The organism is Salinivibrio sp. KP-1 (assembly GCF_000968645.1).
GTDB classification, from domain to species: Bacteria; Pseudomonadota; Gammaproteobacteria; order Enterobacterales; family Vibrionaceae; genus Salinivibrio; species Salinivibrio siamensis.
On record NZ_LAQR01000033.1, the window covers coordinates 1 to 688 of the forward strand.

At 49.7% G+C, this 688-nt stretch carries 1 rRNA gene; it reads left to right on the forward strand.

The annotated features are described in order from the left end of the window. Nucleotides 1-263: 263 nt before the first annotated feature. Nucleotides 264-688, forward strand: a 16S ribosomal RNA gene (locus WN56_RS08690); the annotation flags it as partial.

The following is a 688-nucleotide window of genomic DNA, read 5'->3' on the forward strand; positions in this document are numbered from 1 at the left end:
TCTCTATACTGCGCTTCCTGTTGACGGGGCAACGAGACGCAAGTCACGAAATGCCAACCACTCAGTCAACACGCTCTTTAACAATTTGACCTATGCAATCTGTGTGGGCACTCGTTGAGAATAGACAAAAAGATTTATTCGATGAACTGAGTGACCAAACGACAACTTTAATAGTTGTTCGGCACAGTCAATTCGTTTTTCTCTTCGGAGAGAAACAGTAATCAGTATTCATTGAGCTGAAACTTCGGTTTCGAAAAAAACTTAAATTGAAGAGTTTGATCATGGCTCAGATTGAACGCTGGCGGCAGGCCTAACACATGCAAGTCGAGCGGAAACGGCAGTATTGAAGCTTCGGTGGATTTACTGGACGTCGAGCGGCGGACGGGTGAGTAACGGCTGGGAACCTGCCCTGACGAGGGGGATAACCGTTGGAAACGACGGCTAATACCGCATAATGTCTACGGACCAAAGGTGGCCTCTGCATGTAAGCTATCGCGTTGGGATGGGCCCAGTTAGGATTAGCTAGTTGGTAAGGTAATGGCTTACCAAGGCGACGATCCTTAGCTGGTTTGAGAGGATGATCAGCCACACTGGGACTGAGACACGGCCCAGACTCCTACGGGAGGCAGCAGTGGGGAATATTGCACAATGGGGGAGACCCTGATGCAGCCATGCCGCGTGTGTGAAG